21 protein-coding genes and 4 pseudogenes are annotated in these 21,070 nt (G+C 73.2%); 16 read left to right on the top strand and 9 right to left on the bottom strand.

The features are described from left to right. Window positions 1-48: 48 nt before the first annotated feature. From typA to BJF80_RS08470, 6 genes and pseudogenes are all read left to right on the top strand, one after another. On the top strand, window positions 49-1,968 hold the full coding sequence (typA, locus tag BJF80_RS08505; RefSeq protein WP_022925077.1) for a translational GTPase TypA: 1,920 nt from the start codon (window positions 49-51) through the stop codon (window positions 1,966-1,968). A 32-nt stretch (window positions 1,969-2,000) separates the two neighbouring features. Next, a pseudogene (locus tag BJF80_RS08500) lies at window positions 2,001-2,726 on the top strand (PIG-L family deacetylase); the annotation flags it as partial. Between the two features lie 136 nt (window positions 2,727-2,862). Continuing rightward, window positions 2,863-3,369, top strand: coding sequence for a flavin reductase family protein (locus BJF80_RS08495; protein ID WP_237767506.1), 507 nt, complete (start codon window positions 2,863-2,865; stop codon window positions 3,367-3,369). An 80-nt stretch (window positions 3,370-3,449) separates the two neighbouring features. Next, window positions 3,450-5,264 (top strand): VanW family protein, encoded by a 1,815-nt coding sequence (locus tag BJF80_RS17735; protein ID WP_083673548.1) that lies wholly within the window; start codon window positions 3,450-3,452, stop codon window positions 5,262-5,264. Window positions 5,265-5,337: 73 nt separating this feature from the next. Continuing rightward, complete coding sequence (gene fdxA, locus BJF80_RS08475) at window positions 5,338-5,664, top strand: ferredoxin (protein ID WP_075812830.1); 327 nt, start codon at window positions 5,338-5,340, stop codon at window positions 5,662-5,664. Window positions 5,665-5,718: 54 nt separating this feature from the next. Next, window positions 5,719-7,023 (top strand): citrate synthase, encoded by a 1,305-nt coding sequence (locus BJF80_RS08470; protein WP_075812828.1) that lies wholly within the window; start codon window positions 5,719-5,721, stop codon window positions 7,021-7,023. A 9-nt stretch (window positions 7,024-7,032) separates the two neighbouring features. On the opposite strand, the gene BJF80_RS19040 is transcribed toward BJF80_RS08470, so the two are convergent. Beyond that, a complete protein-coding gene (locus BJF80_RS19040) occupies window positions 7,033-7,863 on the bottom strand; it encodes a hypothetical protein (RefSeq protein WP_187344351.1) in 831 nt (276 codons plus the stop codon). Window positions 7,864-7,920: 57 nt separating this feature from the next. Between BJF80_RS19040 and BJF80_RS08460 the strand changes: the two genes are divergently transcribed. Genes BJF80_RS08460 through BJF80_RS08445 form a run of 4 tightly spaced genes read left to right on the top strand, consistent with a single transcriptional unit; the run spans window position 7,921 to window position 10,914 of the window. Then, window positions 7,921-8,676 (top strand): LOG family protein, encoded by a 756-nt coding sequence (locus tag BJF80_RS08460; protein ID WP_075812824.1) that lies wholly within the window; start codon window positions 7,921-7,923, stop codon window positions 8,674-8,676. Window positions 8,677-8,718: 42 nt separating this feature from the next. Continuing rightward, complete coding sequence (locus tag BJF80_RS20735) at window positions 8,719-9,066, top strand: DivIVA domain-containing protein (RefSeq protein ID WP_075812822.1); 348 nt, start codon at window positions 8,719-8,721, stop codon at window positions 9,064-9,066. Further along, window positions 9,044-9,679, top strand: a complete 636-nt coding sequence (locus tag BJF80_RS08450; RefSeq protein WP_075812820.1) for a DNA-3-methyladenine glycosylase I — start codon at window positions 9,044-9,046, stop codon at window positions 9,677-9,679. The genes BJF80_RS20735 and BJF80_RS08450 overlap by 23 nt, the downstream gene beginning before the upstream one ends. Continuing rightward, window positions 9,676-10,914, top strand: coding sequence for a hypothetical protein (locus tag BJF80_RS08445; RefSeq protein WP_075812818.1), 1,239 nt, complete (start codon window positions 9,676-9,678; stop codon window positions 10,912-10,914). Before BJF80_RS08450 ends, BJF80_RS08445 begins: the two co-directional genes overlap by 4 nt. Before the next feature lie 19 nt (window positions 10,915-10,933). On the opposite strand, the gene BJF80_RS08440 is transcribed toward BJF80_RS08445, so the two are convergent. The 3 genes and pseudogenes from BJF80_RS08440 to BJF80_RS21565 all read right to left on the bottom strand — a co-directional run. Continuing rightward, complete coding sequence (locus BJF80_RS08440) at window positions 10,934-11,737, bottom strand: enoyl-CoA hydratase/isomerase family protein (RefSeq protein WP_075812816.1); 804 nt, start codon at window positions 11,735-11,737, stop codon at window positions 10,934-10,936. A 9-nt stretch (window positions 11,738-11,746) separates the two neighbouring features. Continuing rightward, complete coding sequence (locus BJF80_RS18810) at window positions 11,747-12,085, bottom strand: PaaX family transcriptional regulator C-terminal domain-containing protein (RefSeq protein ID WP_158068503.1); 339 nt, start codon at window positions 12,083-12,085, stop codon at window positions 11,747-11,749. A gap of 254 nt (window positions 12,086-12,339) precedes the next feature. Continuing rightward, window positions 12,340-12,534 (bottom strand): annotated as a pseudogene (locus tag BJF80_RS21565) (hypothetical protein); the annotation flags it as partial. A 158-nt stretch (window positions 12,535-12,692) separates the two neighbouring features. On the opposite strand from BJF80_RS21565, the gene BJF80_RS08430 reads away from it, so the two are divergent. Further along, on the top strand, window positions 12,693-12,860 hold the full coding sequence (locus BJF80_RS08430) for a DUF3117 domain-containing protein (RefSeq protein WP_022925064.1): 168 nt from the start codon (window positions 12,693-12,695) through the stop codon (window positions 12,858-12,860). A 59-nt stretch (window positions 12,861-12,919) separates the two neighbouring features. On the opposite strand, the gene BJF80_RS08425 is transcribed toward BJF80_RS08430, so the two are convergent. Next, window positions 12,920-13,552: an O-methyltransferase gene (locus BJF80_RS08425; protein WP_075812814.1), complete on the bottom strand. Its 633-nt coding sequence runs from the start codon at window positions 13,550-13,552 to the stop codon at window positions 12,920-12,922. Between the two features lie 65 nt (window positions 13,553-13,617). On the opposite strand from BJF80_RS08425, the gene sigE reads away from it, so the two are divergent. From sigE to BJF80_RS08410, 4 genes and pseudogenes are all read left to right on the top strand, one after another. Next, window positions 13,618-14,202 carry an RNA polymerase sigma factor SigE gene (gene sigE / locus BJF80_RS08420; RefSeq protein WP_075812812.1) on the top strand — a complete coding sequence of 195 codons (585 nt, stop codon included), beginning with the start codon at window positions 13,618-13,620 and terminating at the stop codon, window positions 14,200-14,202. Between the two features lie 26 nt (window positions 14,203-14,228). After that, window positions 14,229-14,893 (top strand): annotated as a pseudogene (locus tag BJF80_RS21560) (S1C family serine protease); the annotation flags it as partial. A gap of 180 nt (window positions 14,894-15,073) precedes the next feature. Then, complete coding sequence (locus tag BJF80_RS21555) at window positions 15,074-15,358, top strand: PDZ domain-containing protein (RefSeq protein ID WP_414899289.1); 285 nt, start codon at window positions 15,074-15,076, stop codon at window positions 15,356-15,358. A gap of 57 nt (window positions 15,359-15,415) precedes the next feature. Then, on the top strand, window positions 15,416-15,796 hold the full coding sequence (locus BJF80_RS08410) for a twin-arginine translocase TatA/TatE family subunit (RefSeq protein WP_083673545.1): 381 nt from the start codon (window positions 15,416-15,418) through the stop codon (window positions 15,794-15,796). On the opposite strand, the gene BJF80_RS08405 is transcribed toward BJF80_RS08410, so the two are convergent. The 3 genes from BJF80_RS08405 to BJF80_RS08395 form a co-directional block, all read right to left on the bottom strand. Further along, complete coding sequence (locus tag BJF80_RS08405; RefSeq protein WP_075812810.1) at window positions 15,793-16,941, bottom strand: Mrp/NBP35 family ATP-binding protein; 1,149 nt, start codon at window positions 16,939-16,941, stop codon at window positions 15,793-15,795. The two genes, BJF80_RS08410 and BJF80_RS08405, sit on opposite strands and share 4 nt — an antisense overlap. Before the next feature lie 78 nt (window positions 16,942-17,019). After that, window positions 17,020-17,616 (bottom strand): DUF1003 domain-containing protein, encoded by a 597-nt coding sequence (locus BJF80_RS08400; RefSeq protein WP_022925058.1) that lies wholly within the window; start codon window positions 17,614-17,616, stop codon window positions 17,020-17,022. After that, window positions 17,609-18,892 (bottom strand): magnesium transporter MgtE N-terminal domain-containing protein, encoded by a 1,284-nt coding sequence (locus BJF80_RS08395; RefSeq protein ID WP_022925057.1) that lies wholly within the window; start codon window positions 18,890-18,892, stop codon window positions 17,609-17,611. The genes BJF80_RS08400 and BJF80_RS08395 overlap by 8 nt, the downstream gene beginning before the upstream one ends. A gap of 79 nt (window positions 18,893-18,971) precedes the next feature. Between BJF80_RS08395 and BJF80_RS08390 the strand changes: the two genes are divergently transcribed. Continuing rightward, the gene (locus BJF80_RS08390; protein WP_075812937.1) at window positions 18,972-19,466 is read left to right on the top strand and encodes a YflT domain-containing protein; all 495 of its coding nucleotides are present in this window, start codon (window positions 18,972-18,974) and stop codon (window positions 19,464-19,466) included. 43 nt (window positions 19,467-19,509) lie between these two features. On the opposite strand, the pseudogene BJF80_RS08385 reads toward BJF80_RS08390, so the two are convergent. Further along, window positions 19,510-21,032 (bottom strand): annotated as a pseudogene (locus BJF80_RS08385) (aminopeptidase P family protein). Window positions 21,033-21,070 lie beyond the last annotated feature (38 nt).

Genomic DNA, 21,070 nt, shown 5'->3' with positions numbered 1-21,070 from the left:
GCGCGCGTGTGGTTCTCTGGGCCCCCGGCCGGGTGAGACACTGGCGCCATGCCCCACGGTGACCCCTCCTCCGGCCTGCCCTCCGCGCTGCGCGCAGACATCCGCAACGTCGCCATCGTGGCGCACGTCGACCACGGCAAGACGACGCTGGTCGACGCCATGCTGACCCAGGGCGGGGCCTTCGCCGACCACCGGGGGGACGCCTCCGACGTGGAGCGGGTCATGGACTCCGGCGACCTCGAGCGCGAGAAGGGCATCACGATCCTGGCCAAGAACACGGCCATCCGCTACGCCGGCGCCTCGGCCCCCGAGGGCGGGATGACGATCAACATCATCGACACCCCCGGGCACGCCGACTTCGGCGGCGAGGTCGAGCGCGGGCTGTCGATGGTCGACGGCGTCGTGCTGCTGGTGGACGCCTCGGAGGGCCCCCTGCCCCAGACCCGCTTCGTGCTGCGCAAGGCGCTCGCCGCGCACCTGCCCGTGGTGCTGTGCATCAACAAGGTGGACCGCCCGGACAGTCGCATCAGCGACGTCGTGGACGAGGTCTACGCCCTCTTCATGGACCTGCTCGACGAGCACGACCCGGCCCAGGTCGAGGCCGCCCTGGACTTCCCGGTCGTCTACGCCTCGGCCAAGGCCGGGCGGGCGAGCCTCGAGGCGCCCGTCGACGGCGAGCTGCCCGACAGCCCCGACCTCGAGCCGCTCTTCGCGACCATCCTGGAGACGGTCCCGGCACCGACCTACACGCCGGGCGCGCCGCTGCAGGCGCACGTGACCAACCTCGACTCCAGCCCTTTCCTCGGCCGGCTGGCGCTGTGCCGCGTCCACGAGGGCGAGATCCGCAAGGGTCAGCAGGTCGCCTGGTGCCGCCGCGACGGCTCGGTGACGCCGGTGAAGATCACCGAGCTGCTGCTCACCGAGGCGCTGGAGCGCAAGCCGGCCGAGCAGGCGGGGCCGGGTGACATCATCGCCATCGCCGGCATACCGGACATCACCATCGGCGAGACCCTCGCCGACCCGACCGACCCGGTGCCGCTGCCGCTCATCACGGTGGACGAGCCGGCCATCTCGATGACGATCGGCACCAACACCAGCCCGCTCGCGGGCCGGGTCAAGGGCGGCAAGGTCACCGCGCGCCTCGTCAAGGACCGGCTCGACAAGGAGCTCGTCGGCAACGTCTCGCTGCGGGTGCTGCCCACCGAGCGCCCCGACGCGTGGGAGGTCCAGGGCCGCGGGGAGCTGGCGCTGGCGATCCTCGTCGAGCAGATGCGCCGCGAGGGCTACGAGCTCACCGTCGGCAAGCCGCAGGTCGTGACCCGCGAGGTCGACGGGAAGCTGCAGGAGCCGGTGGAGCGGCTGACGATCGACACCCCGGAGGAGCACCTGGGGACGATTACCCAGCTCATGGCGGCCCGCAAGGGTCGGATGGAGCAGATGACCAACCACGGGACCGGGTGGATCCGGATGGAGTACGTCGTGCCCTCCCGCGGACTCATCGGCTTCCGCACCGAGTTCCTCACCGAGACGCGGGGGACGGGCATCGCCCACCACGTCTTCGACGGGTATGCCCCCTGGTTCGGCGACATCCGCACCCGCCAGTCCGGGTCCCTGGTCTCCGACCGGTCCGGTGTGGCGACGTCCTACGCGATGTTCAACCTGCAGGAGCGCGGGACGATGTTCCTGGAGCCGACCACCGAGGTCTACGAGGGCATGATCGTCGGGGAGAACTCGCGCGCCGACGACATGGACGTCAACATCACCAAGGAGCGCAAGCTGACCAACGTGCGGTCCGCCGGGGCCGACGTCCTGGAGCGGCTCGTCCCGCCGCGCGTGCTCTCGCTGGAGCAGTCGCTGGAGTTCTGCCGCGAGGACGAGTGCGTGGAGGTGACGCCGGAGGCCGTGCGGGTGCGCAAGGTCATCCTCGACGCCAACCAGCGGGCGAAGGCCGCCCGGTCGCGGGGCTGAGCCGTGGACGGCGCCCGGACCTGCGTGCGGGGATGCCGACGGACCGGCCGCTGCGCCTGGTCGCCGTGCATGCCCACCCGGACGACGAGACCCTGACCACCGGGCTCACGCTGGCGCACCACGTGGAGGCCGGCGACGACGTCCACGTCATCACCTGCACCCTCGGGGAAGAGGGTGAGGTCATCACCCCTGCGCTCGCCCACCTGGAGGGCGGCGAGGGTCTGGGCGAGCACCGCAGGGGTGAGCTGGACCGCGCCATGCGGGCCCTCGGCGTGCGGCACCAGTTCCTCGGCGGCGAGCGGCCGCGCTGGCGCGACAGCGGCATGGCGGGCTCGGCCGCCGCGGAGCACCCGCGGGCCTTCGCCGGTGCCGACGTGGAGGTCGCGGCCCGGTCCCTCGCGGCGCAGCTCGGCCCGCTGCGGCCGGACGTGGTGCTCACCTACGACCCCTGGGGCGGTTACGGTCACCCGGACCACGTCCAGGCCCACCGTGTCACCGTCCGTGCGGTCGAGCTGCTGGGCGCGTCCGAGCCGGCGCCCCGGCTGTTCGTCGTCCTCACGCCCGCGAGCTGGGCGGCCCAGGACCGCCGGTGGCTGGCCGAGCACGTCCCCGAGGGGGCACGCAGCCCGGCCGGGGGCCTCGCCACGGTCCCCGGGCCGGACGAGCCCTACCCCCCGTCCGTCGTCGAGGACGCGGCGGTCACGCACGCCGTCGTGGACGCCGGTGCGCTGAGCCGACAGCGGGAGGCCCTGCGGGAGCACCCGACCCAGGTGACGCTGCACGAGGGGTGGTACACCCTGTCCAACGACGTCGCGGCCCGCTCCCCGGGCGCGAGTCCTACGCCCGCTGGCCGCAGGCCCGCGACCGGCTCGCCGAGGTGCAGGGGGTGCCGTCGTGACCGCGGCCCAGCCGGATCCGGTCGACCCGGCGGTCTACCGCCTGGCGATGGGTCGCTTCGCCAGCGGGGTGGCGGTGGTCACCGCCCGGCTGCGCGGTCACGACGTGGCGCTCACCGTGGACTCCCTGACGAGCGTGTCGCTGGACCCGGTGCTCCTCCTGGTGAGCCTGCACCCCGAGGCGCGGGTGCTCGAGGCGGTCGAGGACGGCTCGCCGCTCGGGGTCAGCGTCCTCTCCTCGCGCCAGCGGTGGGTGGCGCAGTGGCTGGGGGAGGTCGGGCGTCCGCTGCACGACCAGCTCGGTCGGGTGCCTCACCACCACGGGGCGGCGACCGGCACGGCGCTCGTGGACGACGCGCTGGCGACCTTCGAGTGCCGGACCGTCGACGTGCGGGAGGCGGGGGACCACCACCTGGTGCTGGGCGAGGTGCTCGGGCTCGAGGCGCGCCCCACCGACACCGGGGCGCTGGTGCATTACCGTGGACGGCTGGGAGAGCTGCGGTAGCCGGTGCCGCGCCGGGTCGGCGCGCCCGCACCGCGACCCGGCACCGTGTCCGGGCGGCATCACGAGGAGACGGAGAGCTGATGGCTGACGCCACCGACCGACCCGGTCTGCGGGAGGAGAGCGAGGGCCGCGGCTGGTGGGCCGTCGTAGGCCGCCTGGCGGCGGCGCTGCTGGTGCTCGCGGTGATCTACGTCGGCGCGGCGTTCTACTTCAAGGACCGACCGGCATCGGGGGTCAGCGTGGCCGGGGTGGACATCGGCTCCCTCACCGAGGCGGAGGCTCGGGCGGAGCTCGAGCGGGAGCTGGGGGACCGCGCCACCGAGCCGCTGCTGCTGGAGGTGGAGGCCGACGGTGCCGAGGGTGAGCCGGGGCAGCCCGTGGAGCTCGACCTGGTGCCGCAGGAGGCGGGCCTGACGCTGGACCTGGACCGGACCCTGCGCGGGGTCACGGGCCTGTCCTTCAACCCGGTCCGCATCTGGGACCACGTGGCCGGTGCCGACCGGGACCTGCCGCTCTACGGCGCCGTGGACCGCGAGGCCCTCGAGGCCGAGCTGGGCCGGTTCGCGGAGGACTACGACAGCACTCCGGTCGAGGGCGAGATCAGCCTGTCCGCCGACGGCCTGCAGGTCACGGACGCCCGCGACGGCCGCACCCTGGACGTCGAGGGCACGGCGGAGGAGGTGGGGCAGGCCTGGGAGCAGCAGGTCTGGGACGACGAGAGCGGGGACGAGCGCGAGGTCGCCGCGGTCGCCACCGGCCAGCGCCCCGAGCTCACGGCGCAGGAGATCGACCGGTTCACCGAGGAGGACCTCGACCCGGCCCTGGACGCCCCGGTCGTGGTGCGCGCCAGCAGGGGAGAGGGTGACGACGAGGAGACGGCACGGGCCGAGCTGGCCCGTCGCGACCTGCTGCAGCTGCTGCGGGTCCAGCAGGACGGAGGGGATCTCACCCTCGGCATCGACGAGGAGGCCACGCTCGCCCGCATCCGCCAGGACCTGGGTCGCCTGGAGCGCGGACCGCGGGACGCCACGGTGCGGCTCGCGGGCTCCGACGTGGAGGTCGTCGGCTCCCGGGTCGGCTACGCCCTCGCCGAGGACGGGCTCGTCGATGCCGTGCGCGAGGCGCTCCCGGCCCAGGGTGATGCCCGCACGATCAACGCGGACGTCGAGACGATCGAGCCCGAGATCCCCACCTCGGTGTCGGAGGACTGGAGCTTCAGCGAGATGGCCTCCTTCTCCTCGACCTTCCCGACCGGGGCGAGCAACGAGGCCCGCACCGCCAACCTGCGCGCGGGGGTCGCCAACGTCAACGGCACCGTCGTGATGCCGGGCGAGCAGTTCAGCCTGGGTGCCGCTCTCGGCGACATCACGGCGGCCAACGGGTATGTCGAGGCCCCCGTCATCGTCGACGGGCGGCTCGTCATGGGCATGGGCGGGGGGCTCTCCCAGATCTCCACCGTCGTCTTCAACGCGAGCTGGTTCGCCGGGGTGCAGCTGGACGCCCATACGCCGCACTCGTTCTACATCTCCCGCTACCCGGCGGGTCGGGAGGCGACCCTGGCCATCCCGTCCATCGACAACGTCTGGACCAACGACACCGACACCCCCGTCGTGGTGCAGACCTGGATCAGCGGCGACGACATCGTCATGGTGCTGCTGGGTGACCGGCAGTACACCGTGGAGACCGTCGACGGCGCCCGCCGGGACGTCACGACGGGCGAGCGGCGCGTGGACGACCGCGCGGACTGCGTGCCGCAGGCCCCGGCCGACGGCTTCACCATCCGCAACACCAGGATCCTGCGCAGCGGGGGCGAGGAGGTCGGCCGGGACGACTTCACCACGACCTACGACGCCGCCGACGAGATCGTGTGCACCAACCCGCAGGCCGGGTCCTGAGCGGTCGGGCGACGCGGTCGGACCGCTCCACCCCGTGGCGTCACGGGCTCCGGCGACGCCGTAGTCTGTGCCCATGACGTACGTGATCGCCCAGCCCTGCGTGGACCTGAAGGACAAGGCCTGCATCGAGGAGTGCCCGGTCGACTGCATCTACGAGGGTGAGCGCTCGCTCTACATCCACCCCGACGAGTGCGTCGACTGCGGTGCCTGCGAGCCGGTCTGCCCGGTGGAGGCGATCTACTACGAGGACGACGTCCCCGAGGAGTGGGCCGACTACTACAAGGCCAACGTCGAGTTCTTCGACGACCTGGGCAGCCCCGGTGGAGCGGCCAAGATGGGCGTCATCGCCAAGGACCACCCGGTCGTGGCAGAGCTGCCGCCGCAGAGCCACGACGAGTGACCTGACCCTCGACCCGCACACCCTCGCACGGCCCACCACCTTCAGGAGGACCTGATGACCGACACCACCAGCAGCACGAACGCGGCCAGCCTCACGCACGGCGAGCACGAGTTGTCCCTGCCCGTCGTGCCCGCGGCCGAGGGCAACAACGGCCTGGACATCAGCGCCCTGCTGAAGACCACCGGCGACGTGACCCTGGACGTCGGCTTCGTCAACACCGCCTCCTGCCAGTCCGAGATCACCTACATCGACGGTGGCGAGGGCATCCTGCGCTACCGCGGCTACCCGATCGACCAGCTCGCCGAGCAGTCGACCTTCCTGGAGACGAGCTACCTGCTCATCTACGGCCACCTGCCGAGCGCCTCCGAGCTGGAGGACTTCGACGGGCGGCTGCGCCGGCACACCCTGCTGGTCGAGGACATGAAGAACTTCTTCGACGGTTTCCCCCGCGACGCTCACCCGATGTCGGTGCTCTCCTCCGGCGTGTCCGCGATGGGGACCTTCTACCAGGACAGCCTGGACCCGCACGACCCGGAGGCCGTCGAGATCTCCACGATCCGGCTCATGGCCAAGCTGCCCACGATCGCGGCCTACGCCTTCCGCAAGAGCCGGGGGCAGTCGATCCTCTACCCGGACAACGACTACAACCTCGTCGAGAACTTCCTGTGGATGACCTTCGGGCAGCCCACCGAGAAGTACGAGCTCGACCCGGTCGTGGCCCGTGCCCTGGACCAGCTCTTCATCCTGCACGCCGACCACGAGCAGAACTGCTCGACCTCCACGGTCCGGCTCGTCGGGTCCTCCGAGGCCAACCTCTTCAACTCCATCTCGGCCGGCATCCACGCCCTCTCCGGTCCGCTGCACGGCGGGGCCAACAGCGCGGTCCTCGCGATGCTGGAGCAGATCAAGGCCGACGGTGGCGACGTCGGCGAGTTCGTGCGCAAGGTCAAGGACAAGGAGGACGGGGTCAAGCTCATGGGCTTCGGCCACCGGGTCTACAAGAACTACGACCCGCGCGCCGCGATCGTCAAGGACACCGCGCACGAGATGCTCGCCAAGGCCGGCGACAACCCGTTGCTGGAGCTGGCCGCCGAGCTGGAGCAGAAGGCGCTGGAGGACGACTACTTCGTGGAGCGCAAGCTCTACCCCAACGTCGACTTCTACACCGGTCTGATCTACGAGTCGATGGGCTTCCCCACCGACATGTTCACCGTGCTCTTCGCGATCGGCCGGCTGCCCGGCTGGATCGCGCAGTACCGCGAGATGATCGCCGACCCCGCCACCAAGATCGGCCGACCCCGTCAGGTCTACGTCGGCGAGGGCGAGCGCTCCTACGTCCCTGTCGACCAGCGCGGCTGACCGGAGGGCTCAGCCGACCTCGACGACGACGGTGGTGGGTGCCCCCTCGGCGTCCACGTCCGACCACTCGCCGGAGCGACGGTCCCAGGCGCGGCCCTGGACCCGCACCGAGCCGACGTCCTCCGCCTGGGCGTGCGTCACGGCCCACGTGGCCGCCGCCCAGGCCCGCCGCGCGTCCCCAGGGTCCAGGACCACCGTCTGGCCGTCCACCTGGGCCGGCATCCCGAGCTGGGCGAGCGCCTTGTCGGCGAGCGCCTGCGCCGACCCGGCCTGGGTCTCGTCGGCGACGCGGCAGGTGAGGTCGGTGCCCGTGCCCTCCTGCCCGGTGAGGATCGAGGCGAGGACCCGGCCCTCCTGCTCGTGGTCGGCATACGCCTCGGGGAAGGCGCTGCGCTGCACCTCCTGCGCCACCTCGGTGACCACCCCCTGGTCCCAGCCCTCCACCTGGACCAGCGCGTCGTAGAAGGCGTTGCTGGCGTAGACCGGGTCGGTGATCTGCTCCACCGAGCCCCACCCCTGGCTGGGGCGCTGCTGGAACAGGCCCTGGCTGTCGGCGTCGCCGTAGCGCAGGTTGCGCAGCTTGCTCTCCTGGATCGCGGTCGCCAGGGCGATGGTCGCGGCCCGCGGCGGCAGCCCCCGCTGCACCGACACCGCGGCGATCGTGCCGGCGTTGGCCGCCTGCTCCGGCGTGAGCCGGACCTCCTCTCCGGCGGCGGTGAAGACGCAGCGGGAGGGGGACAGCTCGGCGGCGGCCCACCGCGTGCCGAGCACCGCCCCGGTTGCGGTGAGGCCGACGACGAGGACGGGCACCATCAGACGGGAGGCGCGGGAGCGGGTCATCGGTACCAGTCTAGGGAGCATCCGCCACGGCCCTGCGGCTGGCGTAGGGTCGGTGCCGTGACACGCAGCGACTACCACCAGGGGCCGGTGACGCTGCGGGGGACGCAGGTGCCGCGTACCACCACCGACCAGCGGCTGCTCGACGACGCCGGGCCCACCGACTGGGTCCACTCCGACCCGTGGCGGGTCATGCGCATCCAGGCCGAGTTCGTGGAGGGTTTCGGCGCACTCGCCGAGATCGGCCCGGCGGTGGCGGTCTTCGGCTCGGCCCGGACCCCGGCCGACCACCCCTACTACGCGCTCGGGGTCCAGGTGGGGCGGGCGTTGGCCCAGGCCGGGTATGCCGTCATCACCGGGGGCGGTCCCGGCGCCATGGAGGCGGCCAACAAGGGCGCGTCGGGAGCCGGCGGCACCTCGGTGGGGCTCGGCATCGAGCTGCCCTTCGAGACCGGGCTCAACGAGTACGTCGACCTCGGGATCGACTTCCGCTACTTCTTCGTGCGCAAGACGATGTTCGTGAAGTACTCCGAGGGCTTCGTCGTGCTGCCCGGTGGGGTGGGCACGTTGGACGAGCTCTTCGAGGCGGTCACCCTCATCCAGACCGGCAAGGTGACCAACTTCCCGATCGTGCTCGTCGGCCGGTCCTACTGGGCGCCCCTGCTGGACTGGCTCGAGCGGACCCTGCTGGCCGAGGGCATGATCTCGCCGGGCGACCTCGACCTGATGCGCGTGACCGACGACGTGGAGGAGGTCGTGCGGTGGGTCACCCGCCATCGGCAGGGCCGCGAGGCGCCCGGGGAGCGGGACGTCTGAGCAGGCCCGGGGCGGGTTCTTGCACCGGCCCACCGACGTGCCATGATCGGTGCCGTGATCATCGTCGGGGTCGTCGCTGGGGTGGTCGCCCTCGGCGCGGTGCTGGCGTGGGCGGTCGCCCGTCGTGACCTGCCCGGGACGCCGGAGGCGGTGGGCACGCAGTCGGCACAGGGGCTCCCGGCCGGTCCGGTGGGGCCGGGCGAGGTCCGGTCGCTGCGCTTCGACCAGGCCCTGCGCGGCTACCGCATGGGGCAGGTCGACGGGACGCTGGAGCGGCTGGCTCTCGAGCTGGCCGAGCGGGACGCGGAGATCGCGCGGCTGCGCGGCGAGGAGGGGCCACCGACCATCGACGACGACAGGGGGAGCGATGCAGCGCACCGACGACAGTGATCTCTTCGTGGGGCAGGACGGCGTCGCCCGGTGCGGGTGGCCCGGCATCAACCACGCCGACTACCGGGACTACCACGACCGTGAGTGGGGCAAGCCGGTCCACGGCGAGAGCGCCCTGCTCGAACGTCTGTGCCTCGAGGGTTTCCAGAGCGGGCTCTCGTGGTTGGTGATCCTGCGCAAGCGCCCCGGCTTCCGTGAGGCCTTCGCGGGCTTCGACGCGGACGTCGTGGCCCGCTTCACCGAGGCCGACGTGCAGCGGCTGCTGCAGGACGAGGGGATCGTGCGCAACCGCCGCAAGATCGAGGCGACCATCGCCAACGCCCGGGCCACGATCGAGCTACGTGAGCACGGCGGCCTCGAGGAGCTGCTCTGGACCCATGCGCCCGAGCCCACACCCCGCCCCCGCAGCTTCGCCGACGTGCCGACGCAGACCTCCGAGTCCGAGCTGCTCGCCAAGCGGCTGCGCAAGGCGGGCTTCGAGCAGGTCGGTCCGACCACCCTCTACGCCGCCATGCAGGCCTGCGGGCTGGTCGACGACCATCTGGTCGGCTGCTTCCGGGCCGGCTCCTCACGGTCCGGGTCGCGGCTGACGGAGATGCGCCGCACCTCATGACGGCGGCGTCCCGCGAGCGGCGCCGCACCGGTCGCCGCGCGCTCGACCTGCGCTTCGTCGGGACCGTCCTGCTGCTGTGGTCTGCGCTCCGTGCGGTGAGCGGGCTGATCCTGTGGCGGCTGGCGCACCACCACCAGGACCCCTCGGTCTACGACGACGCCGGGGTGGGGTTGTACTTCCAGTTCGCCACGCTGTGGGACGGGCAGTGGTACGAGCGGATCGCGACGGAGGGCTACCCCGTCGAGCTCCCGGTCGGCGCGGACGGACTGGTCCAGCAGAACCCGTGGGCGTTCTACCCGGTCTTCCCGCTGCTCGCCCGGGGGCTCATGGGTCTCACGGGGTGGCCGTTCGCCGTCGCCGGTCCCGTGGTCGCCACCGTCCTGGGGTATGCCGCGGCGCTGGTCGTCGCCGGTCTGCTCCGCGAGCGGGTCGGCACCGTCGGTGCGCTGGCGGGGGTGGCCCTGCTCGGCGCCTACCCGAGCTCCCCGACCTTCCAGGTCGCCTACACCGAGTCGTTGGCGCTGCTCGTCCTGGCCGGCGCGCTCTGGCTGCTGGTGCGCGAGCGGTGGTGGGCGGCCGGCGTCGTCGCGCTGCTCACCGGGCTGGCGCGCCCGGTGGCGCTCCCGCTGGGTCTGGTGGCCCTGGTCGTGGTCGTGGCGCGGTGGCGCGAGCGGGGCACCCGCCCGGTCGCGGCGGGGGAGTATGCCGGGATGGCCGCGGCGCTGCTCGGGTGCGGCCTCGCCGGGCTCGTGTGGCCGGCGGTCGCCTGGTGGGGCACGGGCCGGGCGGACGCCTACACCGCGACGATGTCCGCCTGGCGTGGCGGTGAGGCGGTGCTGCCCTTCCTGCCCAGCATCGAGCGCGCCCAGTGGTTGTGGGGTGACCTCGTCGGGCTGCTGGTGCTGGCGGCCGGGATCGGGCTGCTGGTGCTCGCGGTCGTGGGGCCGTGGGCGGCCGGTCTGGGGCTGGCGCTGCGCACCTGGTGCCTGGGCTACGCGCTCTACCTCTTCGCGGCCCTGGACCCGTGGACGAGCCTCTACCGCTACCTCATGCTGCTCTTCCCGCTCTTCGTGGTGCTCGCGGGTGCCGGGTGGGCACCGGGCCAGGGGCCGCAGCGCCCGCGCTGGCTGCTCCCGGCGCGGACCGCCGCGCTGGTCGTGCTGTTGGTCGCGGCGCAGGTGTGGTGGGGCTGGTACCTCTTCCGCTTCGAGCCGCCCAGCGACTACCCGCCGTGACCCCCGGAGGCCGGGACGATCACCGGCCGCGGTAGACGGGCTTCTCCTTGGCGAGGAAGGCGTCGACGGCGGTGCGGTGGTCCTCGCTGGTGCCGGTCCGGGTCATGAGCTGGTCCTCGACCGCCAGCGACTCGGCCAGGCCGTGGCCGGCGGAGAAGGCGACCGCCCGGCGCACCGCGCCGTAGGCGAGCGTCGGGCCCGCGGCCAGCTCCTGGGCCACCTGGGCGACCCGGTCGCCGAGCTCGGCGTCGGGGACCACCTCCGTGGCCAGCCCGAGCTCCAGCGCCTCCTGCGCGGGCACGGTGCGCGGGAAGAGGAGCAGCTCCTTGGCCCGGGCGGTGCCGACGAGGCGGGGGAGCGACCAGGACGTCCCGGAGTCGCAGGACAGGGCGATCCCGGTGAAGGCGAGGTTGAAGCCCGCCGACGCGGCGACGTAGCGCAGGTCGCAGGCGAAGGCGAAGGCTGCCCCCGCCCCGGCGGCGACCCCGTTGACCGCCGCTACCACCGGTTTGTCCATCGTCGCGAGCAGCTCGACGACCGGGTTGTAGTGCTCGGAGACCGTGCGCCACAGCGCCTCGGCGTCCTGGCCCAGCAGCCCGACGTGCTCCTTGAGGTCCTGGCCGACGCAGAAGGCCCGACCGGACCCCGTCAGCACCACGCACCGCACCTCGGGGTCGGCCGCCACCTGCTGCAGCGCCGCGAGGAGCACCTCCTTGGTGGCGACATCGAGCGAGTTCATCGCCTCCGGGCGGCCCAGGGTGAGGGTGGCGACGCCCGTCGCGGGGTCGTGCTCGACGCGGACGGGGGAGGTCTCGGTGCTCATCGGGCCAACCTAACCGGTGGGAGGACCCAGCACCTCGTCCACGTAACGGTCGGCCGCCGGGGCCAGCGCCCGGGCCAGCTCCAGGAAACGCTCCCGCGACCGGTGCCCGGGCCAGTCCGCCGGCAGGACCTGCCGCGGCAGCTCCGGGTCGCGGAAGAGGAACCGCCGCCACTCGTGCACCAGGAGCGTGCGGTCGCGGTAGGACTGCTCCGGTCCGGCGCCCGCGACCTCCGCCACGGCGGGCAGGCCCGCCTCGAAGCGGCGGTGCTGCGCGGCGATCCCCTCGAGGTCCCAGACGCGCGCGGCGAGCAGGGAGCCGTCCTGCACCGGGTCCAGCGCGCCGTGCACGGCGACCCAGCCGATCTCGAGCGGGGCGAGCGAGGCCGCGAGCTCGGGGCTCGGCCGCGGGCTGACCCAGCCGCCCCCGCCCAGCCGGCCGTAGCGAGGTAGGCCAGGGTCGCCGCCACCTGCTCACGACGCCTCCGGTCTCCCCCGCTGTCCACGTGCACGACGTGCCAGCGGCCGTCCCACGGCGGGGCCGAGCTGGCGTAGATGCGCTCGTGCGCGCGGTGCCAGCGGTCCTGCGCGCGGGCGCTCGCGGCATACCCCCGGGATCCGGTCTCGGTGCGCGGCTCGAGCCAGCCCTGCGCCGCCAGCCGGGAGATCGCGGTGCGCGTGGCGGGGGCCGCCACCTCGACCGTCCCGGTGAGCGTGAGGATGGCCGAGACGGGCGCCCACCAGCCACGTCGTCGCAGGTGGTCGCCGAAGAGGTCGACGACGGCGGAGCGGGCTTGCACGCTGACAGTGTGCCGCACGACGGGCAGCCAGCGGTCCCGTCCGGCGGGTATCCCGATTATGCGGGCGGGCCGGGAGGGGGGATAATCGCAGGCAGGTACGGCTCCGTCGACACCGCGGCGGGCGAGCGGCACGCGGCCGCGCACGAGGAAGGGCAACCATGGCAGCAATGAAGCCTCGCACCGGAGATGGTCCGCTGGAAGTCACCAAGGAGGGCCGCGGCATCGTCCTGCGGATGCCTCTGGAGGGTGGCGGGCGCCTGGTCGTCGAGATGAACGCCGAGGAGGCAGGGGCCCTCGGCCAGGCCATCCAGGACTGCGTGGGCTGACCGACCGCCCGCACGACGACGGCCCCCGGACATCGCGTCCGGGGGCCGTCGTCGTGCGCTCAGCGCTTGACCGCGACGAACAGCCCGTCACCCACCGGCAGCAGCGCCGGGACCAGCCCCTCCTCCTCGCGCAGCGACTTGCCGAGGTCCCGCAGGACGGTCGTGATCTCGTCCCGCGCCGCCGGGTCGGCCACCTTGTCGTGCCAGAGCATGTTGTCCAGCACCAGCAGGCCCCCGGGGCGCAGCAGGCGCAGCGCCGCCTCGACGTAGACCGGGTAGCCGTCCTTGTCGGCGTCGACGAGCACGAGGTCGTAGGCCCCGTCGGTCAGCCGGCCCAGCACGGCGGCGGCGTCCCCGCTGATCACCCGGGTCCGCTGCGGCGGTATACCGGCGGCGGAGTAGGCCTCGCGAGCCGCCCGCTGGTTCTCCGGGTCGCTGTCGATCGTGGTGAGGATGCCGTCGCGGGGCATACCCTGCAGCAGCCACAGACCGGAGCTTCCCGCGCCGGTCCCCACCTCCACCACGTGCGCGGCGCGCACGGCCGCCGCGAGCAGCCGCAAGGTCGCCCCCGCGCCGTTGCCGAGCGGGGTGGCCCCGAGCTCCTCGCCGCGTCGCTGCGCGGACTCGATGACCGGGTGGGGTGCGATGAAGTCCTCGGCGTAGGCGATCGAGGAGGCCTTGGGTGCTGCCATGGCCGACAGCCTAGCGCCAGCCCGCCGCCCAGCCGGCTCCCAGCCGGACCTGCCACCGTGGGGTCATGTCGGCGTCAGACTGGGTCCCCCCGAGCTGGGAGGAGATCGTCCGCGAGCACTCGCCCCGCGTCTACCGGCTCGCCTACCGGCTGACCGGCGACCCGCACGAGGCGGAGGATCTCACCCAGGACGTCTTCGTGCGCGTCTTCCGCTCGTTGGACTCCTTCCGCCCCGGCACCTTCGAGGGGTGGTTGCACCGGATCACGACCAACCTCTTCCTCGACAAGGTGCGCCGTCGGCAGCGGATCCGGTTCGACGCGCTCACCGACGAGCTGTCCGCCCGCCTGCCGCTGCGCGCCTCGGGCACCGACCCGGAGCAGGTCTACGCCATGACGCACCTTGACGGCGACATCCAGGAGGCGCTGAACGCCCTGCCGCCGCAGTTCCGGGCCGCGGTGGTGCTCGCGGACATCGAGGGCTACTCCTACGAGGAGGTCGCGCAGACGCTGGGGGTCAAGATGGGCACCGTCCGGTCGCGGATCCACCGCGGGCGCGCACTGCTGCGCCAGTCGCTGGCCCACCGCCGCCCCAGCCGCGGCCACAGCCAGGGCGGCGCGGCCCTCGGGCGCCCGGCCGCCGCGCTGGGCTGAGGGGTGCGCTGGCACAATCGACTGCCATGAGCGGTCGTCGCAGCCTCGCCCCCGTGGTGGTCGTCGCCGTGCTGGGCGGTCTGCTCGGGGGGATGGGTGGTGCGGTCCTGGCCGACCGGCTGGACACCACGAGCGTGCCGGAGGAGCAGGTGCCGGCGGCAGAGTCTGCCTCGGTCGACGACGAGGCGGCAGCCCCACCGCCACCGGTGGCGGCCGACGGCACGATCAGCGGGCTCTCGCAGGCCGTGCTGCCCAGCGTCGCGCTCATCTCCATCGGCGAGGACGGCGAGCTGGGGCTGGGCTCGGGCTTCGTCGTCCGGGAGGACGGATACCTGCTCACCAACCACCACGTGATTGAGGTCGCCGGCGAGGACGCCCCCATCGTCGTCGAGCTGCCCGGCGAGGAGCCGATGGACGCCGAGCTGGTGGGCTCCGAGCAGGCCTACGACATCGCCGTGCTCCGCGTGGACCGCACCGACCTGGCCCCGCTCGCCTTCGCCGACTCCGACACCCTCCGGGTCGGCCAGACCGTCGTCGCCGTCGCGCCCCGCTGGGGCTCGACAGCACCGTCACCAGCGGCATCGTCTCGGCCAAGGACCGGCCGGTGGTGGCCGGGGAGACGCAGGAGAGCACGAGCTACATCAGCGCCATCCAGACCGACGCCGCCATCAACCCGGGCAACTCCGGCGGCCCCCTGCTGGACCTCTCCGGGCAGGTGGTCGGCGTCAACTCGGCGATCGCCCAGGTGCCGCAGGCGGCCGGTTTCGGCGGGCCTTCCGGCAGCATCGGGCTCGGCTTCGCGGTCCCCGCCGAGCAGGCCGACCGGACCGCGACCCAGCTCATCGAGACCGGGACCAGCGAGCACCCGGTCATGGGCGTCCTGGTCGACCTCACGTATACCGGCGACGGCGCCCGGGTGCTCGAGGAGGCCGCCGGCGAGGACCCGCCAGTCGTGCCCGGGGGGCCGGCCGACCTGGCCGGGATCCGGCCGGGAGACGTCATCCTCGCCGTCGACGGGATGACGATCCGTGACTCGCAGCAGCTCATCGTGGTGCTCCGGTCCTACGCGGTCGGAGACACCGTCGAGCTGGAGATCCGGGACGGGGACGACGGCAGCCGCACCGTCGAGGTCACCCTCGCCGGCTCGGGCGGGTAGGTAGGCTGTGCAGGCCGCCGCCCGCCGCTGCGGCGGCCCTGCGACCGGAGGAGAGGCGTGATCGGGAACCTCGCCGGGGGAGAGATCCTGCTCCTCGTGCTGGCCGCGCTGCTCGTCCTCGGACCGACCCGGCTGCCCGGCTACGCCGCGAAGCTCGGGCAGGGCGTGCGCTACCTGCGGGACCTGGCCGAGGGCGCCAAGGGGCAGCTGCGCGACGAGCTCGGGCCGGGCTTCGACGACATCGACTGGCGCCAGCTCGACCCCCGGCAGTACGACCCGCGCCGCATCGTGCGCGAGGCACTCACCGAGCCCTCGTCGGGCGGCCGAGGCGCGCGGGGGGGCGGACCCGACGAGAAGCCGGTCTCGGCGCGGATGACGCCGGCGCTGCCGGTCCACGACCCGAGCCTGCCGACCCCCTTCGACCTCGACGCGACCTAGACGCGCGCGGTGGGCGTGATGCCGAGCTTGCGGCCCGCCAGACCGCGACCACGGCGGGCCAGCTGCCGCGCCACGCCGCGCAGCGCGGTCGCTGCGGGGGAGTCCTGCTGACCCTCGGCGGCCACCACCGGCGACCCCAGGTCGCCGCCCTCGCGCAGCGCGACGTCCAGGGGTACCTGCCCCAGCAGCGGCACCTGCGCGCCGATCGAGCGGGACAGCGAGTCGGCCACCGCCTGGCCGCCGCCGCTGCCGAAGAGCTCGGTGCGGGTGCCGTCCGGCAGCTCCAGCCAGGACATGTTCTCGATCACCCCGGCGAGGCGCTGGTGGGTCTGCAGCGCGATGGCACCGGCCCGCTCGGCCACCTCGGCGGCGGCCTGCTGCGGGGTGGTGACGACGAGCAGCTCGCTGCTCGGGAGCAGCTGGGCGACGCTGATGGCGATGTCGCCGGTGCCGGGCGGGAGGTCGAGAAGGAGCACGTCCAGATCGCCCCAGTAGACGTCGGCGAGGAACTGCTGCATCGCCCGGTGCAGCATCGGCCCGCGCCACACCACCGGCTGGTTGCCGGGGACGAACATCCCGATCGAGATGACCTTGACCCCGCTCGGCTCGGCCACGGGGGGCAGGATCATGTCGTCGACCTGGGTCGGCGGCTGGGTGACGCCCATCATCCGGGGGACCGAGAAGCCGTAGATGTCGGCGTCCACGACCCCGACCCGGAGCCCTTCGGCGGCCATCGCCACCGCCAGGTTGACGGTGACCGAGGACTTCCCGACGCCGCCCTTGCCGGAGGCGACGGCATACACCGTCGTCAGCGAGTCGGGCTGCGCGAAGGGGATCTCCCGCTCCGCCTGCCCGCCGCGCAGCTGGTCACGCAGCGCCCCGCGCTGCTCGTCGCTCATGACCCCGAGCCGGACGTCGACACCGGTGACGTGCTCGACCTCGGTCACGGCGGCGGTGACGTCCCGCGTGATGGTGTCCTTGAGCGGGCACCCCGGGACGGTGAGCAGCACGGTCACCTGGACGTGGCCCTCGTCGGTGACGTCGACCGCCTCGAGCATGCCGAGCTCGGTGATCGGCTTCTTGATCTCCGGGTCGTTGACCCGGGCGAGGGCAGCGTGCAGGGCGTCGGTGCTGGGGGCGGGCATACCTTCCATGGTAGGTGTCCCGTCGCGTCACCCCGACGGCGGTCGCGCGCCGGCCGTGGGCGTACGGTGAGGCGCCGGTCAGTCGCGAGGAGGTCGCCGGTCAGGCCCCGACGCGGACGGGTCGGCGGCGTCCTCGGCGACCGCGTCCTGCTCCCGCAGCTCCTCCAGCACGTCCCGCAGCTCGGAGCGCACGAAGTCACGGGTCGCCACGTCGCGCATCGCCAGCCGGAGGGCGGCCACCTCCCGGGTGAGGAACTCGGTGTCCGCCTGGGTGCGCTCGTCGCGGGAGCGGTCCTGCTCCATCTGCACCTTGTCGCGGTCGTCCTGCCGGTTCTGCGCGAGCAGGATCAGCGGCGCGGCGTAGGAGGCCTGCAGGCTGAGCATGAGGGTGAGGAAGATGAAGGCGTAGGGGTCGAAGCGGGCCCCGGCCGGCAGGACCGTGTTCCACGCGATCCAGAGCAGCACGAAGAGGGTCATCCACACGAGGAACCGCGCGGTGCCCATGAAGCGGGCGAAACGCTCCGCGAAGGCCCCGAAGCTCTCCGGGTCCATGCGGGCCTGCGGCATCCAGCGCGACTGCTTCGCCAGGGGCTGGTCCAGCCGCGCGCCCTTGGTCTCCTCGCCCCGCCGCGAGCCACCGCGGGAGCGCGCCGTGTGTCGGGTCGGCTCAGACATCCCCGGCCTCCGTCAGGTCCGACTCGCGCCAGTCGTCGGGAAGGATGTGGTCCAGCACGTCGTCGACGGTGACCGCGCCGAGCAGCCGCCCCTCGGGGTCGGCCACCGGAAGCGCCACGAGGTTGTAGGTCGCCAGGGCCCGGGTGACCACGCCCAGGCTCGCGCCCGGCGCCACCGGGTCGATGTCGGTGTCGAGGATGGAGCCCACGGGCTGGTGCGGGGCCTCGCGCAGCAGGCGCTGGATGTGGATGCTGCCCAGCAGCCGACCGGTGGGGGTCTCGTGCGGGGGCCGGGTGACGTAGACCAGCGACGCGGTCGCGGGGTGCATCTCCTCGCGGCGCACCAGCGCCAGCGCCTCGGCGATGCTGGCCTCCGGGCCGAGGATCACCGGCTCGGTGGTCATGAGGCCGCCCGCGGTGTTCTCGTCGTAGGTCAGCAGCCGCCGGATGTCGGCGGCCTCGTCCGGCTCCATGAGCGCCAGCAGCTCCTCCTGCACCTCCTCGGGCAGGTCGGAGAGCAGGTCCGTCGCGTCGTCGGGCTGCATCGCCTCGAGGATGTCGGCGGCACGCTCGGTCGCGAGGTGGGTGAGGATCTCTATCCGGTCGTCGTCCGGCAGCTCCTCCAGGACGTCGGCCAGGGTCTCGTCGTCCAAGGCGTCGGCCACCTCGGCCCGACGCTTCGCCGACAGGTCGTGGATCGCCTCGGCGAGGTCCGGCGGCTTGAGGTCCTCGTAGGCCTCCAGCAGCGCGGTCGCGGCCTGCGGCGGACCCTGCTCCTGCAGCCCGTCGACCGCCTCGACGTCCACCAGCAGCGTCTCCCCGCGCCGCCGCCGCAGCAGCCCCCGGCGGGGGGCCTCGGCGCGGCCCTTGCGGACGAAGACCTTGGTCAGCCGCCAGTCGCCCCCGCGCTGCTGGTCCATGGCGACGTCCTCGACCACGGCCGGCAGCCGGTCGTCCCCGTCGCTGACGGTGACCTGCCGGTCGAAGAGCTCGCCCACGACGAGGGTCTCCCCGGCCCGCTGCTCGAAGCGGCGCATGTTGACCAGGCCGGTGGTGATGACCTGCCCGGCGTCGATGGAGGTGACCCGGGTGATCGGCACGAAGACGCGGCGGCGGCCCGGGACCTCGACCGCCAGGCCGATGGCGCGCGGGCCGTGGGAGGCGGCCCGACCGGTGAGGGTGACCACCACGTCGCGCACCCGTCCGACCTCGTCACCCAGCGGGTCGAAGACGCTCAGGCCGGCCAGGCGGGCGACGAAGACGCGGTGGGTGCTCACGCGATGAAGAATACGACGGTGGGGAGGCCGCGCGGCGAGGCCGGTCGCGGTGGTCGGGGCGGCTTGGCACAATGGCGAGGTGAGCACTCCCACAGGTTCCCCGCGCCCCATGGCGCGCCCCACGCTCGACCTCGACTACCCGAAGAGCATCGCCGTCTACGACCGCTACGAGCAGGCACAGGAGGCCGTGGACTACCTCTCCGACCAGGAGTTCCCGGTCCAGCAGGTGGTCATCGTCGGCACCGACCTCAAGCAGGTCGAGCGGGTGACCGGACGCCTGACGACCGGCCGGGTCGCGCTGGGCGGCGCGCTGTCCGGGGTGTGGCTCGGGCTCTTCGTCGGCCTCGTCTTCGCCCTCTTCGCCGGTCCGGGCGACACGCTGCTCACGATCGGCTGGACGGCGCTCTTCGGTGCCGTCTTCGGCCTGGTCTGGGGTCTGATCGGGTATGCCTTCACCCGCGGGCGGCGCGACTTCACCTCGGTCACCCAGGTCGTCGCGACCCGCTACGAGGTCCTCACCGAGCACAAGCTCGTCGAGCAGGCCAAGGACCTGCTGGGGTCCAGGCTCACCTGAGCGGGTTCGACGGCGGACGCCCCGCCGGCCTGCCTCGTCGCGCTCAGCCGCGGCGGCCGCCTGAGCGGACCCAGGCCTCCACCTCGTCCGCTGTCCGCGGCAGCATCGCGGACAGGTTGCGCGACCCGTCGGCGGTCACGACCACGTCGTCCTCGATCCGCACCCCGATCCCGCGCAGCTCCTCGGGCACGAGCAGGTCGTCGGCCTTGAAGTAGAGCCCGGGCTCGACGGTGAGGACCATGCCCTCGCGCAGCTCGCCCTCGACGTAGTCCTCACGCAGCGCCTGCGCGCAGTCGTGCACGTCGATGCCGAGGTGGTGGCTCGTGCCGTGCACCATCCAGCGGCGGTGGAACTGCCCCTCCTGCGCGTCCAGCGTCTGCTCCAGGGTCACGTCCTGCGGCAGCAGGCCCCAGTCGAGCAGGTGCCGCGCGATGACCTCGATGGCGGCGGCGTGGACGTCCTTGAACCGGTTCCCCGGACGCACCGCGGCCAGGCCCGCCTGCTGCGCCTCCAGCACGGCCTCGTAGACCCGGCGCTGCGGCTCGGTGAAGGTGCCCGAGACCGGGACCGTGCGGGTGACGTCGGCCGTGTAGAGCGCGTCGGTCTCGACCCCTGCGTCGAGCAGCAGCAGCTGGCCCTCCTGCACGTCACCGGTGTTGCGGATCCAGTGCAGCGTCGTGGCGTGGTCGCCGGCGGCGCAGATGGAGTCGTACCCGACCCCGTTGCCGGCGTGCCGGGCGTGCAGCCCGAAGACGCCCTCGACCCAGCGCTCGCCGCGGCCTCGCCGGACCGCCTCGGGCAGGTGCTCCACGACGGCGTCGAAGGCGGTGGCGGTGGCGTCGACCGCCTCCTGCATCTGCGCCACCTCCCAGTCGTCCTTGACCATCCGCATCGTCGACAGCGTGCGCGCCAGCTCCAGGTCCGCCTCGGTACTCGCCTCGACCTGCGCCTGCTCGCCCAGCCCGGCCTGCGCGCGCACCTCGTCGACCTGCTGCGCGACCTCCCGGTCCGCGTCCCGCACGACCCGCACCGCCAGCCCCGAGGGGCCGACGTCCTTGGCCAGCGCGTCCGGGAGCTCGGACAGGTGACGCGTGGGCATACCCAGCTCCGCGGCGGCCGAGGCGAGCGTCGGGCGGGACCCGACCCAGAACTCCCCGGACCGGGAGTCGGCGAAGAATTCCTCGCTGTCCCTGTCGGCGAGCGGCACGAAGTAGAGGTGCGCCTCATGGCCCTCGCCGTCGGCGGCGGGCTCGAGGACGAGCACCGCGTCCGGTTCGCGGTCGGCACCCAGGCCGGTGAGGTGAGCGAAGGCGCTGTGCGGGCGGAAGACGTAGTCGGTGTCGTTGCTGCGGATCTTCAGCCTCCGGCCGGCACGACCAGCCGTTCCCCGGGGAAGGCGGCCGAGAGCGTCTCGCGGCGGGCGGCGGCATACCGCGCCGCCTCGGTGAGCTCCGGCAGCTCGGTCGACCGGGGGGCCCAGCCCTCGCGCATGAAGGCCATGAAGGCCTCGCCGGTGGGACGGTTGCGGTGCTCTGCCTGGTGCTGCTTCTCACTCACGGTGGCCATCGTAGGCGGTGCCCAGCGAACACCGAGCGAACGGTCAG

The organism is Serinicoccus sp. CUA-874, from assembly GCF_001942225.1.
In the GTDB taxonomy this organism is placed as follows: Bacteria; Actinomycetota; Actinomycetes; order Actinomycetales; family Dermatophilaceae; genus Ornithinicoccus; species Ornithinicoccus marinus.
Note: the sequence above shows the minus strand (reverse complement) of the source record. Positions and strands in the feature narration are given on the sequence as shown.

Bases quoted from the DNA above. Each gene is read 5' to 3' on its own strand.
- BJF80_RS20735 (WP_075812822.1), top strand. From the start codon at position 8,719: ATGATCGGTGCCGTGATCATCGTCGGGGTCGTCGCTGGGGTGGTCGCC.
- BJF80_RS21555 (WP_414899289.1), top strand. From the start codon at position 15,074: ATGGGCGTCCTGGTCGACCTCACGTATACCGGCGACGGCGCCCGGGTG.
- typA (WP_022925077.1), top strand. From the start codon at position 49: ATGCCCCACGGTGACCCCTCCTCCGGCCTGCCCTCCGCGCTGCGCGCA.
- BJF80_RS08430 (WP_022925064.1), top strand. From the start codon at position 12,693: ATGGCAGCAATGAAGCCTCGCACCGGAGATGGTCCGCTGGAAGTCACC.
- BJF80_RS08405 (WP_075812810.1), bottom strand. From the start codon at position 16,941: ATGCCCGCCCCCAGCACCGACGCCCTGCACGCTGCCCTCGCCCGGGTC.
- BJF80_RS08425 (WP_075812814.1), bottom strand. From the start codon at position 13,552: ATGGCAGCACCCAAGGCCTCCTCGATCGCCTACGCCGAGGACTTCATC.
- BJF80_RS17735 (WP_083673548.1), top strand. From the start codon at position 3,450: ATGGCTGACGCCACCGACCGACCCGGTCTGCGGGAGGAGAGCGAGGGC.
- BJF80_RS08450 (WP_075812820.1), top strand. From the start codon at position 9,044: ATGCAGCGCACCGACGACAGTGATCTCTTCGTGGGGCAGGACGGCGTC.
- BJF80_RS08440 (WP_075812816.1), bottom strand. From the start codon at position 11,737: ATGAGCACCGAGACCTCCCCCGTCCGCGTCGAGCACGACCCCGCGACG.
- BJF80_RS08470 (WP_075812828.1), top strand. From the start codon at position 5,719: ATGACCGACACCACCAGCAGCACGAACGCGGCCAGCCTCACGCACGGC.
- BJF80_RS08400 (WP_022925058.1), bottom strand. From the start codon at position 17,616: ATGTCTGAGCCGACCCGACACACGGCGCGCTCCCGCGGTGGCTCGCGG.
- fdxA (WP_075812830.1), top strand. From the start codon at position 5,338: ATGACGTACGTGATCGCCCAGCCCTGCGTGGACCTGAAGGACAAGGCC.
- BJF80_RS19040 (WP_187344351.1), bottom strand. From the start codon at position 7,863: ATGACCCGCTCCCGCGCCTCCCGTCTGATGGTGCCCGTCCTCGTCGTC.
- sigE (WP_075812812.1), top strand. From the start codon at position 13,618: ATGTCGGCGTCAGACTGGGTCCCCCCGAGCTGGGAGGAGATCGTCCGC.
- BJF80_RS08445 (WP_075812818.1), top strand. From the start codon at position 9,676: ATGACGGCGGCGTCCCGCGAGCGGCGCCGCACCGGTCGCCGCGCGCTC.